This is a genomic window from Streptomyces zhaozhouensis, assembly GCF_900230195.1.
Lineage (GTDB): Bacteria > Actinomycetota > Actinomycetes > Streptomycetales > Streptomycetaceae > Streptomyces > Streptomyces zhaozhouensis.
In genome coordinates this window covers 1-18,940 of sequence record NZ_OCNE01000021.1, presented here as the reverse complement: position 1 = coordinate 18,940, position 18,940 = coordinate 1, and the positions used below count along the sequence as shown (strand labels likewise).

The following is an 18,940-nucleotide window of genomic DNA, read 5'->3' as shown; positions in this document are numbered from 1 at the left end:
GCGCCGCCGGAACGGCGTCAGCGAACGGTGAGAAACGCCTCCGGGTCCCGCGCCGGCCGGGGACGCGGCGGCGCGGCGGCGCGACCGACCGCGACGGCGCCCATCGGGTCCCAGTCGTCGGGCAACCCCAACGTCCGCCGTACCACGTCCCGGCAGAACATCGTCGAGGAGACCCACGCCGATCCCAGGCCCTCGCCGGCCAGCGCCACCAGCAGGTTCTGCACCCCGGCGCCGGTCGCCACGACGAACATCTCGCGTTCGGCGCGCGCCCTGCGCTCGTCCGGGTAGTCGTGGGCGCCGTCGGCCACCAGACAGGGCACCACCAGATAGGGCGCGCGGCGCAACACCTCACCCCGGCGCACGCGCCGTTCCACGCTCTCCTCGGAGCGCCCGTCGCGCCGCAGATCGGCGATCCACGCCTCCCGCATCGCGTCCAGCAACTCCGTCCTGGACCCGGGCGACTCCAGCAGCACGAAGCGCCAGGGCGTGGTGTGGTGCGGCGCCGGCGCCGTCAACGCGGCGGCCACCGCCCGGCGCACCGCCTCCGGGTCGACCGGCTCGTCGGTGAACTCCCGCACCGTGCGGCGCGAGGTCACCGCCTCCCGGACCGCCTCCGAGGTCCCCAGCCGGAACATGTCCATGCTGGCGTCCCGCACCAGGTCGCGCGCGCTCGCCCGCCCACCGGTCCGGTGCGCCAGGCCCCGCAGCACGGCGACGGGCAGCCCGTCGGCCTTGCCCTTCACCAGCTCGCCCGCGGCGGCCAGCTCGTCGGCGACCGCGGTGATCGACACGCCCAGCGGGTTGCCGTGCGCGTCGGTGCCGCCGCGCAGGTCGTCGAGCACGGTGACGCCGGCGGCCCCGATGGCCACGTCCGTCTGCCCCTCGCGCCAGGGCCGCCCGAAGGTGTCCGTGACCACCACGCCCACCTCGACCGACAGCAGCTCGGCCAGCCCCCGGCGGATCGCCTCGGCCGAGGCGTCCGGGTCCTCGGGCAGCAACAGCACCGTGCCGGGCGGGGTGTTGGAGGCGTCGACGCCGGCGGCGGCCATCACGAAGCCGTGCCGGGACTCCACGATCCTGGCCTCGCCCTTGACGGCGACCACCCGGACGGTCTCCTCCTCTATGGCGTCCCGCCGGTCGTCGGCCCGCCGGATCCGGCCCTCCGCCTTGCTGACGATCTTCGAGGTGACGATGACGATGTCCCCGTCGACCAGCCCGCCGCCCTCCGGTCCCCGGGCGGCCTCCGCGATCAGCTTGGCCAACTCGTCGCCGGGACGGACCTCGGGAATGCCGGGCAGGGCCCAGACCTGGTAAGCGGGCGCCGTCATGCGTCGTCGACCTCCGTGGCGATCGTCAGCGCCGCCCGGGCCATCTCGGCGGTCGCTTCGGTGTCCTTCATCAGCAACGGCACGGCTCGGCAACGGATTCCCGCCGCCTCGACCTCGGCGACGGCCCCCGCGTCCACCGTGTCCACCAGCCAGGCGTCCAGCAGCCCAGAGCCGTAGTGCAGCGCGACGGCGGTCGCCGTCGCCTCGACGCCGACGGCGGCCAGCACCTTGTCGGCCATCCCGCGCACCGGGGCGTCGCCGACGATCGGGGACAGGCCCACCACGGGGACCCCCGCGTCGGCGATGGCCTCCCTGATACCGGGCACGGCGAGGATCGTGCCGACGCTGACCACCGGGTTGGACGGCGGGAAGACGACGACGTCCGCCTCGGCGATCGCCTCCAGCACACCGGGTGCCGGCTTCGACTGGTCGGCACCCACCGGCACCACCGCACGCGCCGGCACCCCGGCGCGCATCCGCACCCAGTACTCCTGGAAGTGGACCGCCCGCCGGCCCCCCGACTCGTCGTCGACCAGCACGTGCGTCTCGACCCGGTCGTCGGTCATCGGCAGCAGCCGCACGCCCGGCTCCCAGCGCTGGCACAGCGCCTCGGTCACCGCGCTCAGCGGATAGCCGGCGCCCAGCATCTGGGTGCGCACGATGTGCGTCGCGAAGTCCCGGTCGCCGAGCCCGAACCACTCGGGCCCGACGCCGTAGGCGGCCAACTCCTCCTTCACCGCGAACGACTCGTCCGCCCGTCCCCAGCCCTGCTCCTCGTGGATGCCGCCACCGAGCGTGTACATCACGGTGTCGAGGTCGGGACAGACCTTCAGGCCGAAGAGATGGATGTCGTCGCCGGTGTTGCCGATCACGGTGACCTCGGCCTCCGGCGCGGCCCGCAACAGGCCGCGCAGGAAGCGGGCGCCACCGATTCCGCCGGACAGAACCACGATGCGTCGCATGTGGCCCAGTCTGTCAGCAGGCGAGGAGGCCCCGGGGGCTGGGTGGAGACGCGGGGGAGTGCGTCGCCTCACGCCGGGGGCGCATGGGCATCTCGGTCAGCCCCGGGAAGTAGACGTGCAGGCTGACGGCCGGCGCCAGCGCCGCGTTGACCACCTCGTGCACATAGCCGGGGGCGAAGACCCGCAGCGAGCCGGGGGTGAGCACCCGCTCGCCGCGCCCGGCGGCGTGCTCGGTCAGCGCGCCGGCGAGCACCGTGTACACCCCGGACGAGGGGCCGTGGTCGTGGCGCCCGCTGCCCTGTCCCGGCAGCCAGCTCAGCAGCCAGACCTCGTAGCCGGGCCCCACCCGCAGCCGGTGGTACCAGCGGCTGGTCGCGTCGTACCGCACCAGGGACTCCCAACACTCCCGATCACCCGCGAGCGCGACGGCCAGCCCCGCGAAGCCGGCGACCGTGGTCGGGTGCGCGGCGGGGGCGGGCAGCAGGTGGGGGATGGCCAGCGGGTCGCCGGCGATGGCGTTGTCGTTGTCCATGGAGTGCGGTGCGCCTCGGATGGTCGTGGAGCCCGGCCGCTCCCGTCCGTGGACGGGGTGTCAACGGGGCGTGCTGTCCCCGGCATTGTTTCATCAGATTCGGGCTCCGGGGACCGCCGAAAGGTTTATCCGCCGCGCCTCCGGGAGAAGCGCGGGAGCATCCGGGCAGCGGCGAGGGCGCGTTGCGCGTCCGTGATCTGGGCGTGACCCTCACCACCGCCGCGCGCTCGCTCGCAACAAAACCGCGCTCTCGTTCGTTTCTCTGTGCGAGGGCGCCGAATCCGCCGGGGAACCGGTGGAATGTGGGACGGATGCCCGAAGGTGGTTGAGAGATTTGTGCCGATTTGAACACTTTCCGTGTGAGTGTGGTGCCACAGGGTGAATCATCGGGTGAATGGCAGATCGTGGCTTGACTGCCGGTGAGCGGCCCACCTGTAATTTCACTCATGTCGTTCGACCGGCACGGATAACGACGGCATCACGGGGACGCAACGAAGGCGAGGGGCGCGCACATGACCGAGCTGTTCGAACAACTGCTGGTCGAGGAAGCCGACGAGGAGCTTGGTTGGCAGGAGCGCGCGCTCTGCGCGCAGACCGACCCCGAGTCCTTCTTCCCCGAGAAGGGCGGCTCGACCCGCGAGGCCAAGAAGGTCTGCCTCGCCTGCGAGGTGCGCTCCGAGTGCCTTGAGTACGCCCTCGCCAACGACGAACGCTTCGGCATCTGGGGCGGGTTGTCAGAGCGTGAGCGCCGCCGCCTGAAGAAGGCCGCGGTCTGAGGGAGCGTCCTCCCCGAGCCCTGGACGATCCCGGCGTCTCCCGCCCGAGGGGCGTGGACGGTCCCAGCCGCTAGTGTGGTGCGCTGTCCGAGGCGACAAGCGCCGCTCCCCGCGGAGCAGCGCCGTCCACCACCGTCCAGCGAACCGGGGCCAGCACCTCGATGTCCGTGCACAGCCAGTCGGCGGCGCAACCGCAGGCCGCCCATCCCGAACTTCCCCGGCACGTCGTCACCGCCGTGCTCGTCTCGCACGACGGCGAACGCTGGCTCCCCGAGGTCCTGCGCGGAATCCTCGGCCAGGAGCGGCCCGTCCAGGACGTGATCGCGGCGGACACCGGCAGCGCCGACGAGTCGGCGAACCTGGTGACCGAAGCCCTCGGCGCGGAACGGGTGTTGCACCTCGCCCGCCGCACCGGCTTCGGCGCCGCCGTCGCCGAGGCCGCCCGCACCGCCCCCGTGCTCACCCCGGACGACCTCCCCTATCTGCGGCGGCCCTCCGCCTGGGACCCGGTCAACCGCCGCTGGGACAACAGCACCTACGACCTGCCCGAGCTGCCACACGGCGAACCGGTGCACTGGCTCTGGCTGTTGCACGACGACTCCGCCCCCGCCCCCGACGCCCTCGCGCACCTGCTGCGCCAGGCCGACGCCAGCCCGTCGACCGCCATCGTCGGCGGCAAGCTGCGCGGCTGGTACGACCGCAGGCAGCTGCTGGAGGTCGGGGTCTCCCTCGCCTACAGCGGGCGCCGCTGGACCGGCCTCGACCGCCGCGAGCAGGACCAGGGGCAGCACGACCGGGTCCGCCCGGTGCTCTCCGTCTCCACCGCCGGGATGCTCATCCGGCGCGACGTCTACGAGCAGCTCGGCGGGTTCGACCGCCGGCTGCCGCTGACCCGCGACGACGTCGACCTCTGCTGGCGCGCCCACGCCGCCGGCCACGGCGTGCTCATCGCCCCCGACGCCGTCCTCCGCCACGCGGAGGCCGCCACCAGGGAACGCCGTTCCATCGACTGCGCCGGCCGCCTCGGCGGCAGCCCGCACCGGGTCGACAAGGCCGCCGCCACCTACGCGCTGCTGGCCAACGCCCGCACCCGGGTGCTGCCCTGGGTCGTCTTCCGGCTGGTGCTCGGCACCGTGCTGCGGATCCTCGCCTACCTCGTCGGCAAGCAGCCGGGACGCGCGCTCGACGAGGCCGCCGGGCTGCTCGCCACCGTGCTGCGCCCGGGGCGGCTGATCGGCGCCCGGCGCAGCCGCGCCGCCGCCAGGGCGCCCGACCAGGACCCGACGGAGCTCAGAGCGCTCCTCCCGCCGCCCGGCGCCACCGTCCGCTCCACGATCGAGCAGGTCGCGAGCAACCTCGGCGGGCGCGCCGAGCCGGCCTCCGCCTCCAGCGGTCGGCACGGCGCCGTCGAGTCAGGACCGAGCGACGACGACGCGGACGCGTTGGACGTCGAACAGTTCGCCCGCGTCAAACGGCTGGCGCGCCGGCCGGGGCCCGTGCTCTTCCTCGTGCTGCTCGTGGTCTCGCTGCTCGCCTGCCGCAACCTGGTCGGGGGCGGCGCGCTCAGCGGCGGCGCCCTGCTGCCGATGCCGGCCGACGCCGGCGCCCTCTGGGACCGCTACCTGACGACCTGGCAGCCCGTCGGCACCGGCGGCACCGAGTCCGCGCCGCCGTTCGTCGGGCTGCTGGCGCTGCTGGCCAGCCTGCTGTTCGGCAACACGGGCCCGGCGATGACCCTGCTGCTGGTCTGCTCCATCCCGCTGGCCGGGGTCAGCGCCTATCTGACCTCGCGGCCGCTGGTCATGTCCCGGCTGCTGCGCGCCTGGGGCAGCGTCGCCTACGCGTTCCTCCCGGCCGTCACCGGCGCGCTCGCCGGCGGGCGGATCGGCACCGCGCTGCTCGCCGTGCTGCTGCCCCCGCTGGCCCGCGTCGCGGTCGCCGCCGCCGGCCACACCAGGGGCGACGGCATCGGCCCCTGGCGCGCGGTCTGGGCCGCGGCGCTGCTGCTGACCCTGGGCTCCGCGTTCACGCCGGTGATCTGGCCGATGGCGGTGCTGCTCGCCTGCCTCGCGCTGCTGCTGCCGCTGCGGATGCCCGTGGCCGTCCGGCGGGCGCGCGCGGTGCGGTTCGCCGCCGCGCTGGCGACGCCCGTGCTGGTGCTCGCGCCCTGGTCGCTGTCGACGCTGCTGAGCCCCGACGGGTTCCTCAACGAGGTCGGCCTGCGCTACGAGACGGGCTCGGCCGACGCCACCCAGCTGCTCAACCTCAGCCCCGGCGGCCCGGGAACGCCCTCCGCCTGGCTGCTGCTGGGCGTCCTGCTCGCCGCGCTGGGCGCGCTGCTGCGCGGCGAACGCCGGCTGGCCATCCACACCGCCTGGGCCGGTGCCCTGGTCGCGCTGCTCTTCGCGATCTGGTCCGACTCCGACGGCTGGGCCGGCCCCGCCGTCCTGGTCTACGGCCTCGCGCTGCTGAGCGCGGCGCTGCTCGGCGCCGACGGCGCCCGCTACCGCGTCGCCGCCCGCAGCTTCGGCTGGCGCCAGCCGCTGGCCGTCGCCGTCGCCGGCGCCGCCGCGGTCGGCCCGCTGCTGGCCGCCGCCGGCTGGGTGCTCGACGGCGCCGACGGGCCGCTGCGCCGCAGCGACCCCGTGCAGGTACCGGCGTTCGTCGCGGAGGAGAGCGCCGCGCGCGACCAGGCCCGCACCCTGGTCCTGACCGCCGACGGCGGGCGGGACGCCGAGGTCGACGAGGTCTCCTACTCGCTGGTGCGCGGCTCGGGTGCCCGCCTCGGCGACGCCGACCTGGCCGAACTCCTCGGCGAGGACGAGACGTTGAGCGAGGCCGTCGGCGACCTCACCGCGGGCACCGGCGCCGACCAGACCCGGGCGCTCGCCGACTACGCGGTCCGCTACGTCCTGGTCCAGGACGGCAGCCCGCGCGCGCTGCACCGCACCCTCGACACCACCCCCGGCCTCCAGCGCCTCAGCCAGGAGGACGGCAGCGCCCTGTGGCGGGTCAACCGGGACGTCGCCCGCGCGATGGTCCTGCCCGCCGAGGAGGAGGGCCAGGACGCCGAGCCCGTTCCGCTGCCGGCCGAGGCCGTCGAGGTCCACACCGACCTGCCCGAGGGGCCGGCCGGCCGGGTGCTGCGCCTCGCCGACCGCGCCGACGAGGGCTTCCGCGCCACGCTCGACGGCCAGCCGCTCACCCCGGTGACCGTCAACGGCTGGGCGCAGGGCTTCGAACTTCCGGCCGGCGGCGGTCGGTTGGATGTGGTGTACGAGACCTCGGGGCTGCACACCCTGTGGGTCTGGGCACAGGGCTTCGGCCTGCTGGTGCTGGTGGTCCTCGCGCTGCCGGACCGCCGGCGCGAGCTGGACGACGACCTGCCGGAGGCCGAGGCGCCCGCGCCGCAGGGCCGCCGCGCCAGGCGTGCCGCCGTTCCGGCCCAGGGCACGGCGCCGGCCGACGAGTCCGTCGACCACGCCGTCGACCACGCCGTCGACCACGCCGTCGACCACCAGGTCGACCACGAGGCGCCGGCCGAGGCGCCGCCGGCGCCGCCCGAGCCGCCCGCCGCCCCCGAGTGGCGGCCGGAGCGGCCCGAGCCCTACCAGCCGGCGGGCGAGCCGCACGGGGGGACCGTTCCCCCGCAGCAGCCCTACGGCGACTGGGCCGCCCAGCCCTACCAGCAGCCCTACGACCCGTCCGGTCAACAGGGCTACGACCAGGGCTACGACCAGGGCTACGACCAGGGATACGGCCAGGGCTACGGGCAGGACCAGAGCTACGCCTCGCCCTACGACTATCCGACCGACTATGGCGACGGGAGTGATCGCCGGTGAACCGCCTCCCCCTGCCGCTGCTCGGCGTCCTGGTCGCGTTGCTCGCCCTCACCGGCGTCGCGACGATGCGGGGCGACGCCGGCGAGGAACAGCCCACCCGGCAGGCACAGCCGCTCCCGGTGGAGCGGACCGCGCTGACCTGCCCGCGCCCGACCGGCGCCGCGGCGCAGACCACCTGGTACACGGGGTTCACCCCGCCCACCGAGAGCGTCCGCTCCGAGGAGGGCGCCGCCACCCTGCTGCCCGCCCCCGAGCACACCCCCGACCCCGGCGCCACCGACCCGGACGAGGACGGCGAGGAGGAGAGCACCGACGAGCCGGAGGAGACCGAGGCCCCCGAGCCCGTCCTGGAGCTGTCCGAGCCGGGCCTCCCGGTCACCGCGACCGTCGACGACGCGGACGCCCCCGCGCTGACGGGCACGGCCGACCACCTGCTGGCGCCCGGCTGGACCGTCCAGCAGACCACCGTCGTCGACTCGGGCGAGGGCAAGGGCGCCCTGGGCACCTCCTGCCAGACGCCGGACACCGAGTTCTGGTTCACCGGCGCGAGCGCCGCCGAGGACCGCCACGACTACGTCCACGTCACCAACCCGGACGAGGCGGCGACCGTCGTGGACATCGAGGTCCACGGCGCCGAAGGCGAGTTGGAGGCGGAGCAGGGGCAGGGCATCACCGTCCCCGGCCACACCAGCGTCGCGATCCGGCTCGCCACCCTGCTCGGCGAGGCCGAGCCGGACCTCGCCGTGCACGTCGCCGCCCGCAGCGGCCGGGTCGGCGCGCAGATCGAGATCGTCGACGAGTCCCTCGGCACCGACTGGCTGCCGCCCGTCACCGACCCGTCCGCCGACACCCTGGTGCTCCCCGGCATCCCCGCGGGGGTGAACGGGGTGCGGCTGTCGGTCTTCGCCCCCGGCGGCCAGGACGTCGCGCTGGACGTCGGCCTCGCCGGCCCCGGCGGCACCATCACGCCGGCGGGCAACGAGTCGGTCAACGTCGTCGCCGGCACCGTCACCACCGTCGAACTCGGCGACCTGACCCAGGGCGAGGCGTCCTCCCTCGTGCTGACCAGGCAGGACGGCACCGGATCCGGGCCCGTGGTCGCCGGCCTGCACGTGGTGGCGGGCGGGGAGGGGGACCGCGAGTCCGCGTTCCTCCCGGCCACCGAGCCGATCGAGGAACGCGCCACCGTCTCGGGCAACACCACCTCCGGCACCCGGCTCGCGCTGCTCGCCCTCGACGAGACGGTCGAGGTGGACCTCACCTACTCCGCCGGCGCCGACGGCGGCGAACCGGTCACCGAGACGTTCACCGTGGACCCGGGCACGACCGTGGAGGTCAACCCCGAGCTGGACGGCACGGAGGGGAACTACGCGATCACCCTGGAGCCCTCGGGCGGCGGCACGCTCTACGCCGCCAGGACGCTGCTGCTGGACCGGGACGGCGCCACGGCGTTCACCACCCAGACGATCCCGGACGACCGGTCCACCGTCTCCGTTCCCGAGACCGACCAGGACCTGTCCCTGCTGGTCGACTGAGCACGCCCGCCCACCGGCGCACGCCGGGGCGGCCGCCTCCGGGCGGCCGCCCCGGCGCGCTTCTTCTCCGACGCTTTCCGGCCCGGTTTCGGCGTTTTCCGGCCCGGTTCAGTCCTGTCCGTACTGCGGATCGACCGACTCGGGCGCCAGCCCCAGCAGCTCGGCCGCCTGCTCGACGACCACCTCGTGGACCAGCTGCGCGCACTCGTCCCGGTTGCGGCTGCGCAGCTCGACCGGCCTGCGGTAGACCACGATCCGGGCCCGTCGCCCGCGCGCCGCCCGCACGATCCCGCCCAGCGGTACGGCGCCGTCCTGCGAGGCGTCGCGCAGCACCGGCACCTCGCGGACCAGGAACTCCACCCCGTCCAGCTGCGGCAACCGCCGCCGCAGCCGCTCCGCCGAGTCGTCGACCAGCGAGTCGAAGGTGTCCGCGCGGCTCACCGCGAGCGGCACCTGCGGCGGGGCCAGGGGCCCGCGCATACCTCGGCCGTGCCGGTCGCGATGCCGATGTCGCTCGGGCTGGCCGGACACGGGTGGGGGGACTCCGCCGGACTTGTCCATCGCATCGACGATAGATCAGAAAGCCCTCCCCCGGTCAGAGCGCCTCGGACCGGGGCACGCCCCCACCGCCCACCGCCACGCAACACCCGTCCGCCCGGGGCGAATCCGGGCACTGCGGGCGGGAACGGGACGACACGGCGGGGTGACGCCGCCCCGAGTCGTCGCGGCCCGCTCAGGAGTGCGGTACGGTCCAACATCGTGAGCCCCGTACGTCGCTGTTCGCGCACCGCGTGCGGCCGTCCCGCCGTGGCGACGTTGACGTATGTCTACGCGGACTCCACGGCCGTCCTCGGTCCGCTCGCCACCTATGCCGAACCCCACTGCTACGACCTCTGTGCGGAGCACTCGGAGCGCCTGACCGCGCCGCGCGGCTGGGAAGTGGTCCGCCTCGCCATGGACCCGACGACCACCCGGCCCAGCGGCGACGACCTCGAAGCGCTGGCCGACGCCGTCCGCGAGGCCGCCAGGACCCCGTCGCCCCCCGAGCCGCCGCCCGGCCCGCCGGTGCCGCGCGGCGGTACCGGCGACCCGGTCGAGGTCGCCCGGCGCGGACATCTGCGCATCCTGCGCTCCCCCGAGCCGTAGGGTCGCCCCGGTACATTGAGGGGCGCGCGCACCGCGGCGCCGCCGTTCACCGCACCGCCGTTCACCGGAAGCCTCCAGACAAGGGGTCAGCTGTGCCGGACCTGTCGCAGATCGTCAAGGCCTACGACGTGCGGGGCGAGGTCCCCGACCAGTGGGACGAGTCGCTGGCCGAGCTGTTCGGCGCCGCGTTCGTCCAGGTCACCGGGGCCGACGCCGTGGTCATCGGCCACGACATGCGCCCCTCGTCGCCCGGCCTCGCCGGAGCCTTCGCCCGGGGAGCCGCCGGCCGGGGCGCCGACGTCACCGAGATCGGTCTCTGCTCGACCGACCAGCTGTACTACGCGAGCGGCGCACTCGACCTGCCGGGCGCCATGTTCACCGCCAGTCACAACCCCGCGCGCTACAACGGCATCAAGATGTGCCGCGCCGGCGCCGCCCCCGTCGGCCAGGACACCGGCCTCGCCGAGATCCGCGCGCTCGTCGAACGCTGGGCCGAGGAGGGCGCCCCCGCCCCCGTCGCCACCCCGGGCACCGTCGGACGCCGCGACGTCCTCACCGACTACGCCGCCCACCTGCGCTCCCTCGTCGACCTGGAGACGATCAGGCCGCTGCGGGTCGTCGTGGACGCCGGCAACGGGATGGGCGGCCACACCGTGCCGACCGTCTTCGACGGGCTGCCCGTCCACCTCGACCCGATGTACTTCGAGCTGGACGGCACCTTCCCGAACCACGAGGCCAACCCGCTCGACCCGGCCAACATCGTCGACCTCCAGGCCCGCGTCCGGGAGACCGGCGCCGACGTCGGCCTCGCCTTCGACGGCGACGCCGACCGCTGCTTCGTCGTCGACGAACGCGGCGAGCCCGTCCCCCCGTCCGCCATCACCGCCCTGGTCGCCGCACGCGAGCTGGCCAAGGACCCCGGGGCCACCGTGATCCACAACCTGATCACCTCCTGGTCCGTCCCCGAGGTGGTCAGGGAGAACGGCGGCAACCCGGTCCGCACCCGCGTCGGCCACTCCTTCATCAAGGCCGAGATGGCCCGCACCGGCGCGATCTTCGGCGGCGAGCACTCGGCGCACTACTACTTCCGGGACTTCTGGAACGCGGACACCGGGATGCTCGCCGCGCTCCACGTGCTCTCCGCCCTCGGCCACCAGGACGAGCCGCTCTCCGGGCTGGTCGCCGCCTACGACCGCTACGCCGCCTCCGGCGAGATCAACAGCCGCGTCGCCGACCAGGCCGGCCGCGCCGCCGCCGTCCGCGCCGCCTACGCCGACCGGGACGGCGTCACCCTCGACGAGCTGGACGGGCTCACCGTCACCGCCGACGACTGGTGGTTCAACCTCCGCGCCTCCAACACCGAGCCCCTGCTCCGACTGAACATCGAGGCCAGGGACGCCGACACCGTCGAGAAGGTCCGCGACGAGGTCCTCGCCCTCGTCCGCGCCTGACCCGCCCCAGCCCCCGCCCCGGGCGGCCGGGCACCCGGTGCCCGGCCGCCCGCCCTGCGGGTAGGGTTGACCGTCGCGTCACCCGTCCGCCCACCCCTCGCCGGAGGAAGCCGTGCCGCTCGTCGAAGACGCCCTGCTGGACATCCTCGCCTGCCCCGTGTGCCACGCACCGCTGCGCGCCGACGAGCAGGAGAGCGAGCTGGTCTGCACCGGCGACGCCTGCGCCCTCGCCTACCCGGTGCGCGACGGCATCCCCGTGCTGCTGGTGGACGAGGCCCGCCGGCCCGGCTGAGCCCTCCGGGCCGACGGAACCCGCCATGTTCGACGAAGCGCTGCTCGACGCCCCCGACCAGCTTCTGCGCGCCGACCCGCGCGGGCTGCTGCGCGCCGCCGCGAGCGCCGGCGCGCAGGTGCGGAGCGCGGCGCGCGGCGCCGCCGAGTCGCCCCTCGTGCGGCTCACCCCCGAGGGCCGGCCGGGGACCGTGCTGCACGCCGGGCTCGGCCCCCAGGTCCCGCTGCTTGCCGACCTGTTCGAGGCGCTGGCCGGTGACGCCCTGCGGGTCGAGACCCTGCGCCCCGGCGGCCCCGCCCCCGACCCCGGCGCCCTGACCTGGCCGCTGCCCCGCTGGGTCGGTCCCCTCGACCTGCTGCTGATCACCAGCCACGAAGGGGCCGAGCCGGGGCTCGCGCTCCTCGTGGAGGCCGCCGCGCGACGCGGCTGCTCCGTCGTCGCCGTCACCCCCGAGCGCTCCCCGCTCGCCGAGGCCGTCACCCACCGCAGGGGGCTGCTGCTGCCGCTGACCGGCGCCCCGTTCCAGGAGCCCACCGGCACGCGCGCCGCCCCCGGCCCCGCCTGGGCGCTGCTCACCCCGCTGCTGCTGCTCGGCGACCGGCTCGGCCTCTTCGAGGCCCCAGACGCCACCCTCCAACGGGTCGCCGACCAGCTCGACCGCGTCGCGGAGCGCTGCGGCCCCGCCACCCGCACCCAGGACAACCCGGCCAAGGAGCTGGCCGCCCACCTCGGCGCCGCGCTCCCGCTGCTGTGGAGCGAGGGCCCGCTGGCCGGCGTCGTCGCCCGGCACGCCCGCCGCACCCTGACCGGCCTCGCCGGCCGCCCCGCGCTCGACGCCGCGCTGCCCGAGGCGCTGGAGGCCCACGCTCCGCTGCTCAGCGGCGACCTCGCCGGAGCCACCGACCCGGACGACTTCTTCCGCGACCGCGTCGAGGAGCCGGAGCCGCTGCGCCCCTACCTCCTGCTCTTCCGCGACCCGCCGCCGCACGGCGCCCCCGGCGGGCTGCCGTCCGCCGCCGACGCGGCGCGCGACCTGGCCTTCGACCGGGGGGTCGGCGTCGCCGAGCTGGCCCCCGAGGCGGACGAGCCCCTGGTCGCGCTCGCCCGGTCGCTCGCCGAGACGGACTTCGCCGCCGTCTATCTGACGCTCGCCGCCGGCCACCGCGGCTGAACGCCCACCCCGCGCACGAAGGACCCGCCATGGACCGCCTCCAGAACACCGTCCGGCCCTACGCCTGGGGCTCCACCACCGCGCTTCCCGAGCTGCTCGGCACCGAGCCGACCGGCGAGCCGCAGGCCGAGCTGTGGATGGGCGCCCACCCCGGCGCCCCCTCCCGGCTGGACCGCGGCGCGGGCACCGTGACGCTGGCCGAGGTGATCGCGGCCGACCCCGAGGGCGAGCTGGGCGCGGCGACCACCGCCGCGCTCGGGCCCCGGCTGCCGTTCCTGCTCAAGCTGCTGGCGGCAGGCGCCCCGCTCTCGCTCCAGGTCCACCCGGACCTCGCGCAGGCCGCCGCCGGCTTCGCCGAGGAGGAGGCCAACGGTGTCCCGCTGGACGCCCCGCACCGCAACTACCGCGACGCCAACCACAAGCCCGAGCTGATCTGCGCGCTCACCGCGTTCGACGGACTCTGCGGCTTCCGGCCCGCGGCGGCCACCGCCGAGCTGTTCGACGCCCTGGGCGTCGACGAACTCAAGCCGTACGCCGACCTGTTGCGCGCCCGCCCGGAGGGCGACGCGCTGCGCGAGGTCTTCACCGCCGTGCTGACCGCCGAGCCGGAGGCCGTGGCCAGGACGGTCGAGCTGGCCGCCGCCGCCGCAGCCCGGCTCGCCGCCGAGACCCCCGACCACCGCTTCGCCGCGGCCTGCGCCGCCTACGCCGGCATCGCCCGCCACTACCCGGGCGACCGGGGCGTCATCGCCGCCATGCTGCTCAACCACGTCCGGCTCGCCCCCGGCGAGGCCCTCTACCTGGGCGCCGGCGTGCCGCACGCCTACCTCGAAGGGCTCGGCGTCGAGATCATGGCCAACTCGGACAACGTGCTGCGCTGCGGCCTCACCCCCAAGCACGTCGACGTGCCCGAACTGCTGCGCGTCGTCCGCTTCGCGTCCGGCGACCCCGGCGTGCTGCGGCCCGAGCCGGACGCCACGGGCGCCGAGGTCTACGCGACGCCGATCGACGAGTTCCAGCTCTCCCGCCATCTGCCCGACGGCGCCGCCGCCACCCCGCTGCCCGACGACCGCCCGCAGGTCCTGCTGTGCGTCCGGGGGCGGGTCACGCTGCGCGGCGCGGACGGGTCCGTGTGCGACCTCGCGCCGGGCGAATCGGTCTTCGCCCCGGCCGGCGAGCGGGTCGAACTGGGCGGCTCCGGGGCGCTGTTCCGCGCCACGGTCGCCGACCGGGTGGTCCGCTGACGGCGCTTCGGCGCCGGCTGGCCGAGATGAGACCGTTCGCATAGTGCCGCCCGGGGCACGCGGTGTACATTCGGTGCGTTACCAGACGTCGTTGCTGATGGCAGTCGGGTGCGGTGTGTTGTCGAAGGCACCGCTCAGCCCGGCAGAGGGGTAAGAAGGCCCTCCGACGGACCGTGGCGCAGCGGAAGCCCCGCCCCCACCACCCCTGGGGCGGCGGGCCTCACCGCCGTAGCCTCCTGTCCGCCCACACTCGTCACCGCGTGAGGAGCAGCCGTCATGACAACGACCGCCAACGCCGCTCAGGACTTCAAGGTCGCCGACCTGTCGCTCGCCGAGTTCGGCCGCAAGGAGATCAGCCTCGCCGAGCACGAGATGCCCGGTCTGATGGCGATCCGCGAGGAGTACGCGGCCAGCCGGCCGCTCGCCGGGGCCCGGATCACCGGCTCGCTGCACATGACCGTGCAGACGGCGGTGCTCATCGAGACGCTGGTCGCCCTCGGCGCCGAGGTCCGCTGGGCCTCGTGCAACATCTTCTCCACCCAGGACCACGCCGCCGCCGCGATCGCCGCCGCCGGCATCCCGGTCTTCGCCTGGAAGGGCGAGACCCTCGACGAGTACTGGTGGTGCACCGAGCAGGCGCTGACCTGGCCCGGCACCCCCACCGGCGGCCCCAACATGATCCTCGACGACGGCGGCGACGCCACCCTCCTGCTGCACAAGGGCGTCGAGTACGAGAAGAGCGGGCAGGTGCCCGACGTGGCCACGGCGGAGAACGAGGAGCACGAGGTCATCCTCAAGCTGCTGACCCGCACTCTCGCCGAGACCCCGCAGAAGTGGACCCAGGCCGCCTCCGAGATCCGGGGCGTCACCGAGGAGACCACCACCGGCGTGCACCGCCTGTACGAGATGTTCCGCGACGGGACGCTGCTCTTCCCGGCGATCAACGTCAACGACTCGGTGACCAAGTCCAAGTTCGACAACAAGTACGGCTGCCGCCACTCCCTGGTGGACGGCATCAACCGCGCCACCGACGTCCTCATCGGCGGCAAGGTCGCCGTGGTCTGCGGCTACGGCGACGTCGGCAAGGGCTGCGCCGAGTCCCTGCGCGGCCAGGGCGCGCGCGTGATCATCACCGAGATCGACCCGATCTGCGCGCTCCAGGCCGCGATGGACGGCTACCAGGTCGCCCGCCTGGAGGACGTCGTCGAGACCGCCGACATCTTCGTCACCGCCACGGGGAACCGCGACATCATCCTCGCCTCCCACATGGAGCGGATGAAGCACCAGGCGATCGTCGGCAACATCGGCCACTTCGACAACGAGATCGACATGGCCGGCCTCGCCGCGCTGCCCGGTGTCGTCAAGGACGAGGTCAAGCCCCAGGTGCACACCTGGTCGTTCCCCGACGGGCGCAGCATCATCGTGCTCTCCGAGGGCCGCCTGCTGAACCTGGGCAACGCGACCGGCCACCCGTCGTTCGTGATGTCCAACAGCTTCGCCAACCAGACCATCGCCCAGATCGAGCTGTTCACCAAGCAGAGCGAGTACCCGACCGGGGTCTACGTGCTGCCCAAGCACCTCGACGAGAAGGTCGCCCGCCTCCACCTGAAGTCGCTCGGCGTCCAGCTCACCGAGCTGACCGAGGACCAGGCCGGGTACCTCGGCATCCCGGTCGAGGGCCCCTACAAGCCGGACCACTACCGGTACTGAGCGAAGGCCGTCCGGGCCCGCCCTCGCGCGGGCCCGGACGGGCCGCCGCCCGCACCCATGCCCCAAGGCCGCTACCGCGTCAGCGACCCCGAGGACGGCAGCCCTCTGGGCGAGGAGCGCTTCCACTGCGCGCCCGGCCCGGCCGGCTGGCGCTACACAGGGCGACTCACCGCGCCGGACGGCCGGACGCTGCTCACCACCGACCTCACGCTGGACGCGCTCGGCCGCCAGCTGCGCGTCGAACTCCACGCCGGAGGCTGGCAGTTGCGCGGTGGTGCCCTCGACGGACTGACCTGGGTCCGGATGGCGGGCGACGGCACCGCCCCCGAGGAGGGCAACGCACGGGCCACCGCCTTCAGCGGACCGTCCCCCGGCTTTCTCGTCGCCCTCGCCGCCCTGCTGCGACCCGACGCCACGGAAGGCGGGGCGCCCGCCCGCGCGCGACTCGTCACCGTCACCGCGCCGGCCCTGGCCACCCGCACCCGCGACGAGAGCTGGACCCATCTCGGCGCCGAGAGCCACCCCACCGACAGCGGACCGCTGGTCGTGGACGCCTACGAGATCGCCGACCTGGAGACCGGGGAACGGCACACCGTGCACCTGGCGGGCGACGTGGTGCTGGCCGCCCCCGGCGTCGAACTGGAGGATCTGGACTCCCCGCCCTCCATCTTCCCCCCGGAGCGCTGAACAGCGCGGGACCCCTCGCGCTCAGGCCGGCGGCACGAAGCCCGTCCGCCGCTCGGGCACCGGCTCCGGCGCCCGCTCCCGTGCCCGCTTTCGCTCCGGGAGGGCGTCGGGTATCCCGTGCGGCGCCCGGGCCGCCGTCACCGGGGCCCCCACGATCGGCTGGAAGCCACCCGCCGCCGGCACCGCTCCCGCCGCCTCCCCCGCGACGGCGCCCGGTATCGCGCGAGCCGCCTCCCGCCGCTGGCGCTCGGCCGTCAACGCGGCCAGAAACTCGTCCGGAGCCACGCCCTCGGGCGCCGGCTCACCGGTCCGCGCCACCATGTCGTCGGCCAGCCGCACCGCCAGCGACCACCGCACGGCCGGGTCCAACCGCCCCGCCCGCCCGAGGTAACGCCGCACCGTCAGCCACAGCTCCTCCGGCACCTGGGACAGGTCCGTCTCGGCGAACCGCCCGTCCCACTCCGCCGGCACCACCGGCATCCGCTCCCGTTCCCGCCGGCCCCACCCGCCGGCCACCCGCTCGCGCACCACCAGCGTCCCGGCGAACACGTCCCCCAGCCGACGCCCGCGCGCGGAGACCAGCGAGGCCACACAGGCCACCGAGCCCGCCGTCATCAGCAGCTCGACGAAGCCGATCGCCCCGCGCACCAGCGCGTGCCGGAAGCGGATCGGCCCCCCGTCCTCCCGCACCACCCGCAGCCCGCACGCCAGCTTCCCCAACGACCGCCCGTGGCTGAGCGTCTCCACCGCCACCGGCCCGCCGACCACGATCGCCAGCAGCAGGCCCACCTGCACGGCCGCCGCCGTCGCCGTCCCCAACGGGAGCACCGTGCTCAGCACCACGACGGAGAGCAGCAGATAGAGCCCGACGACCACCACCAGGTCGATCGCCACCGCCAGCGCCCGGCTCGGCAGCCGCGCCGGCTGGAGCCCGAGGACGACGGCGTCCCCCGTGACCACCTGGCCGCTCATCGAACGCCCCCTCTCACCGGACGTGACCGCCGTTTCCCACTTCCGCTGGACAGTGTGACACCGGGGTCTGACAAGCTGCCTCCCATGGACCTCGACGTGTTCGTCGCCGCGCACCGCGCGGAGTGGGAACGGCTCGACGCCCTGATCCGCCGCCGCGGCCGGCTCACGGGAGCCGAGGCCGAGGAGCTGGTGCGCCTCTACCAGCGGGTCGCCACCCAGCTCTCCCAGCTCCAGTCGTCGGCCCCCGACCCCGCGCTGGCCAGCCGGCTGACGACCCTGGTCGCCCGCGCGCGCAGCGCCGTGGTCGGCTCCCGCCGCGCGACATGGCGGGACGCGCTCCTCTTCTTCACGGTGCGCTTCCCGGCCGCCTGCTACCGCACCCGCCACTGGTGGGTGCCGACGGCGCTGCTCTTCACGGCGGTGGTCGCCGCGCTCGGCTGGTGGATCGCCGACGATCCCCAGGTACGGGCCAGCATCGCCGCGCCCGACGAGCTGCGCGAGATGACCCGGCCGGGCGGCGCCTACGAGTCGTACTACTCCAGCAGTCCCGCCGCCGCGTTCTCCGCCCAGGTGTGGACGAACAACGCGCAGGTCGCCGGAATGTCGCTGGCCTTCGGCGCGCTCCTGGGACTCCCCGTTCTGTGGGTGCTCCTGCAGAACGCCGTCAACCTCGCGGCCGGCCTCGGGCTGATGGCTTCCGCCGACCGGCTCGACGTCTTCCTGGGGCTGATCCTGCCGCACGGCCTGTTGGAGCTGACGGCGGTCTTCGTCGCGGCGGGCGTCGGGCTCCGACTCGGCTGGACGGTCATCGACCCGGGGCCGCGCCGCAGGACGACCGCGCTGGCCCAGGAGGGCCGGGCCGCTCTGGGCATGGCGGTGGGACTGGCCGCCGTGCTGCTGGTCGCGGGAGCGATCGAGGGCTTCGTGACCCCCTCCGGACTGCCGACCTGGGCCAGGATCGCGATCGGCGTCGCGGCGGAAGTGGCCTTCCTGCTCTATGTCTTCGTCGTCGGCCGTCGCGCCGTCGCCGCAGGTGAGACGGGTGACGTGGCGGCCGCCGACCGCCCGGTCGAGGCCCCGGTCGCCGCCTGAGCGAGCGCGGCTTGACGAGGCCGGGGGCGAGGCGTAATGTTCTCCGAGCTGCCTCAAAGGCGGTCGTCTTTTTCGGCCGGCCACGAGGAAGCATCCCGCCACCGCGTGTGGCACCCACTTCGTGTGAACCTGATTCCCGGTGAGGGTCTGCTTCGGCTTGTCCGAGGTATGTCTGAATTGGGGTTCCGGAGCCCGGATTT

Annotated in this window: 16 protein-coding genes; 11 read left to right on the top strand and 5 right to left on the bottom strand. The window is 74.8% G+C overall.

What is annotated here, in order from left to right; genetic code table 11:
- Nucleotides 1-17: 17 nt before the first annotated feature.
- The 3 genes from CRP51_RS23640 to CRP51_RS23630 are packed head-to-tail and all read right to left on the bottom strand — an operon-like array spanning nt 18 to nt 2,822.
- Complete coding sequence (locus CRP51_RS23640; RefSeq protein WP_097233347.1) at nt 18-1,328, bottom strand: coenzyme F420-0:L-glutamate ligase; 1,311 nt, start codon at nt 1,326-1,328, stop codon at nt 18-20.
- Nucleotides 1,325-2,290, bottom strand: a complete 966-nt coding sequence (cofD, locus tag CRP51_RS23635; RefSeq protein ID WP_097233346.1) for a 2-phospho-L-lactate transferase — start codon at nt 2,288-2,290, stop codon at nt 1,325-1,327. Before cofD ends, CRP51_RS23640 begins: the two co-directional genes overlap by 4 nt.
- 13 nt (nt 2,291-2,303) lie before the next feature.
- Nucleotides 2,304-2,822 (bottom strand): cysteine dioxygenase, encoded by a 519-nt coding sequence (locus CRP51_RS23630; protein ID WP_097233345.1) that lies wholly within the window; start codon nt 2,820-2,822, stop codon nt 2,304-2,306.
- A 512-nt stretch (nt 2,823-3,334) separates the two neighbouring features.
- Between CRP51_RS23630 and CRP51_RS23625 the strand changes: the two genes are divergently transcribed.
- The 3 genes from CRP51_RS23625 to CRP51_RS23615 all read left to right on the top strand — a co-directional run bounded on the left by CRP51_RS23625 (nt 3,335) and on the right by CRP51_RS23615 (nt 8,975).
- Complete coding sequence (locus CRP51_RS23625; RefSeq protein WP_003950432.1) at nt 3,335-3,598, top strand: WhiB family transcriptional regulator; 264 nt, start codon at nt 3,335-3,337, stop codon at nt 3,596-3,598.
- 161 nt (nt 3,599-3,759) lie between these two features.
- The gene (locus CRP51_RS23620; protein WP_097233344.1) at nt 3,760-7,440 is read left to right on the top strand and encodes a glycosyltransferase family 2 protein; all 3,681 of its coding nucleotides are present in this window, start codon (nt 3,760-3,762) and stop codon (nt 7,438-7,440) included.
- Nucleotides 7,437-8,975: a DUF5719 family protein gene (locus tag CRP51_RS23615; RefSeq protein ID WP_097233343.1), complete on the top strand. Its 1,539-nt coding sequence runs from the start codon at nt 7,437-7,439 to the stop codon at nt 8,973-8,975. The genes CRP51_RS23620 and CRP51_RS23615 overlap by 4 nt, the downstream gene beginning before the upstream one ends.
- Before the next feature lie 108 nt (nt 8,976-9,083).
- Here the strand turns inward: CRP51_RS23615 and CRP51_RS23610 are convergent, their stop codons facing one another.
- Nucleotides 9,084-9,536, bottom strand: coding sequence for a metallopeptidase family protein (locus CRP51_RS23610; RefSeq protein WP_097233342.1), 453 nt, complete (start codon nt 9,534-9,536; stop codon nt 9,084-9,086).
- A gap of 195 nt (nt 9,537-9,731) precedes the next feature.
- On the opposite strand from CRP51_RS23610, the gene CRP51_RS23605 reads away from it, so the two are divergent.
- The 7 genes from CRP51_RS23605 (at nt 9,732) to CRP51_RS23575 (ending at nt 16,676) form a co-directional block, all read left to right on the top strand.
- Nucleotides 9,732-10,121 (top strand): DUF3499 domain-containing protein, encoded by a 390-nt coding sequence (locus CRP51_RS23605; protein WP_097233421.1) that lies wholly within the window; start codon nt 9,732-9,734, stop codon nt 10,119-10,121.
- 92 nt (nt 10,122-10,213) lie between these two features.
- Nucleotides 10,214-11,572 carry a phosphomannomutase/phosphoglucomutase gene (locus tag CRP51_RS23600; protein WP_097233341.1) on the top strand — a complete coding sequence of 453 codons (1,359 nt, stop codon included), beginning with the start codon at nt 10,214-10,216 and terminating at the stop codon, nt 11,570-11,572.
- A 112-nt stretch (nt 11,573-11,684) separates the two neighbouring features.
- The gene (locus tag CRP51_RS23595; protein ID WP_097233340.1) at nt 11,685-11,864 is read left to right on the top strand and encodes a Trm112 family protein; all 180 of its coding nucleotides are present in this window, start codon (nt 11,685-11,687) and stop codon (nt 11,862-11,864) included.
- A 25-nt stretch (nt 11,865-11,889) separates the two neighbouring features.
- A complete protein-coding gene (locus tag CRP51_RS23590) occupies nt 11,890-13,035 on the top strand; it encodes an SIS domain-containing protein (RefSeq protein WP_097233339.1) in 1,146 nt (381 codons plus the stop codon).
- 29 nt (nt 13,036-13,064) lie between these two features.
- The gene (manA, locus tag CRP51_RS23585; RefSeq protein ID WP_097233338.1) at nt 13,065-14,279 is read left to right on the top strand and encodes a mannose-6-phosphate isomerase, class I; all 1,215 of its coding nucleotides are present in this window, start codon (nt 13,065-13,067) and stop codon (nt 14,277-14,279) included.
- Between the two features lie 276 nt (nt 14,280-14,555).
- The gene (ahcY, locus tag CRP51_RS23580) at nt 14,556-15,989 is read left to right on the top strand and encodes an adenosylhomocysteinase (protein ID WP_097233337.1); all 1,434 of its coding nucleotides are present in this window, start codon (nt 14,556-14,558) and stop codon (nt 15,987-15,989) included.
- A gap of 57 nt (nt 15,990-16,046) precedes the next feature.
- Nucleotides 16,047-16,676 carry a hypothetical protein gene (locus CRP51_RS23575; protein ID WP_097233336.1) on the top strand — a complete coding sequence of 210 codons (630 nt, stop codon included), beginning with the start codon at nt 16,047-16,049 and terminating at the stop codon, nt 16,674-16,676.
- A 21-nt stretch (nt 16,677-16,697) separates the two neighbouring features.
- On the opposite strand, the gene CRP51_RS23570 is transcribed toward CRP51_RS23575, so the two are convergent.
- On the bottom strand, nt 16,698-17,648 hold the full coding sequence (locus tag CRP51_RS23570; protein ID WP_097233335.1) for an RDD family protein: 951 nt from the start codon (nt 17,646-17,648) through the stop codon (nt 16,698-16,700).
- A gap of 84 nt (nt 17,649-17,732) precedes the next feature.
- On the opposite strand from CRP51_RS23570, the gene CRP51_RS23565 reads away from it, so the two are divergent.
- Entirely contained in the window at nt 17,733-18,740 is a 1,008-nt protein-coding gene (locus CRP51_RS23565; RefSeq protein ID WP_097233334.1) for a stage II sporulation protein M, read from the top strand.
- Nucleotides 18,741-18,940 lie beyond the last annotated feature (200 nt).

Coding starts and splice junctions, on each gene's coding strand:
- CRP51_RS23570 (WP_097233335.1), bottom strand. CDS start 17,648: ATGAGCGGCCAGGTGGTCACGGGGGACGCCGTCGTCCTCGGGCTCCAG.
- ahcY (WP_097233337.1), top strand. CDS start 14,556: ATGACAACGACCGCCAACGCCGCTCAGGACTTCAAGGTCGCCGACCTG.
- manA (WP_097233338.1), top strand. CDS start 13,065: ATGGACCGCCTCCAGAACACCGTCCGGCCCTACGCCTGGGGCTCCACC.
- CRP51_RS23565 (WP_097233334.1), top strand. CDS start 17,733: ATGGACCTCGACGTGTTCGTCGCCGCGCACCGCGCGGAGTGGGAACGG.
- CRP51_RS23590 (WP_097233339.1), top strand. CDS start 11,890: ATGTTCGACGAAGCGCTGCTCGACGCCCCCGACCAGCTTCTGCGCGCC.
- CRP51_RS23575 (WP_097233336.1), top strand. CDS start 16,047: ATGCCCCAAGGCCGCTACCGCGTCAGCGACCCCGAGGACGGCAGCCCT.
- CRP51_RS23630 (WP_097233345.1), bottom strand. CDS start 2,822: ATGGACAACGACAACGCCATCGCCGGCGACCCGCTGGCCATCCCCCAC.
- CRP51_RS23625 (WP_003950432.1), top strand. CDS start 3,335: ATGACCGAGCTGTTCGAACAACTGCTGGTCGAGGAAGCCGACGAGGAG.
- CRP51_RS23620 (WP_097233344.1), top strand. CDS start 3,760: ATGTCCGTGCACAGCCAGTCGGCGGCGCAACCGCAGGCCGCCCATCCC.
- CRP51_RS23640 (WP_097233347.1), bottom strand. CDS start 1,328: ATGACGGCGCCCGCTTACCAGGTCTGGGCCCTGCCCGGCATTCCCGAG.
- CRP51_RS23610 (WP_097233342.1), bottom strand. CDS start 9,536: ATGGACAAGTCCGGCGGAGTCCCCCCACCCGTGTCCGGCCAGCCCGAG.
- cofD (WP_097233346.1), bottom strand. CDS start 2,290: ATGCGACGCATCGTGGTTCTGTCCGGCGGAATCGGTGGCGCCCGCTTC.